We start from the raw sequence: 1,004 nt of genomic DNA, 5'->3' as shown, positions 1-1,004 counted from the left end.
GTCCTTTCGTCATGTAAAACGTTTTTGTTTTTTCTCCACACCTCCGTGGACAATTTTTTTACTGCAAAAAGACGAGGTTTGTCACGGCTTGTGCGCAAGACATATCGCAGCAATCAGCGACGGGCAAGAAGAATGACTGTCTGGTGATTTTTGATAGCGGAAAACGGAGATTTAAGAGAAAACAAAATATTTTTTGCGTAGATAACAGCGTATTTACGCGGGTTTTAATACTTTGGTATGAACAAAAAAAGAAAAATACAACGCGCGGGTGAGTTATTAAAAATATTTCCGCAGACATACTTTCCATCGTAACGCAGCGTTAACAAAATACAGGTTGCGTTAACAACCAAGTTGAAATGATTTAATTTCTTAAATGTACGACCAGGTCCAGGGTGACAACATGAAAAACAAATTGTTATTTATGATGTTAACAATACTGGGTGCGCCTGGGATTGCAGCCGCAGCAGGTTATGATTTAGCTAATTCAGAATATAACTTCGCGGTAAATGAATTGAGTAAGTCTTCATTTAATCAGGCAGCCATAATTGGTCAAGCTGGGACTAATAATAGTGCTCAGTTACGGCAGGGAGGCTCAAAACTTTTGGCGGTTGTTGCGCAAGAAGGTAGTAGCAATCGGGCAAAGATTGACCAGACAGGAGATTATAACCTTGCATATATTGATCAGGCGGGCAGTGCCAACGATGCCAGTATTTCGCAAGGTGCTTATGGTAATACTGCGATGATTATCCAGAAAGGTTCTGGTAATAAAGCAAATATTACACAGTATGGTACTCAAAAAACGGCAATTGTAGTGCAGAGACAGTCGCAAATGGCAATTCGCGTGACACAACGTTAATTACCATTCGACTTTTAAATCAATCCGATGGGGGTTTTACATGAAACTTTTAAAAGTAGCAGCAATTGCAGCAATCGTATTCTCCGGTAGCGCTCTGGCAGGTGTTGTTCCTCAGTACGGCGGCGGCGGTAACCACGGTGGTGGCGGT

The 1,004-nt window shown here is 41.6% G+C and carries 1 protein-coding gene and 1 pseudogene; both read left to right on the top strand.

Annotated features, from left to right (window positions below; all coding sequences use genetic code 11):
• Nucleotides 1-400: 400 nt before the first annotated feature.
• Nucleotides 401-856, top strand: coding sequence for a curli minor subunit CsgB (gene csgB / locus ACUU1M_RS20300; protein ID WP_000791650.1), 456 nt, complete (start codon nt 401-403; stop codon nt 854-856).
• 40 nt (nt 857-896) lie between these two features.
• Nucleotides 897-1,004, top strand: a pseudogene (locus ACUU1M_RS20295) (curli major subunit CsgA); the annotation flags it as partial.

The sequence above is a fragment of the Shigella sp. SIG6 genome, from assembly GCF_053555815.1.
The sequence above is the reverse complement of the archived record's forward strand: the minus strand, read 5'-3'. Positions and strand labels throughout refer to the sequence as shown.

Excerpts from the sequence above, each read along its gene's own strand:
- csgB (WP_000791650.1), top strand. The coding sequence starts at position 401 with ATGAAAAACAAATTGTTATTTATGATGTTAACAATACTGGGTGCGCCT.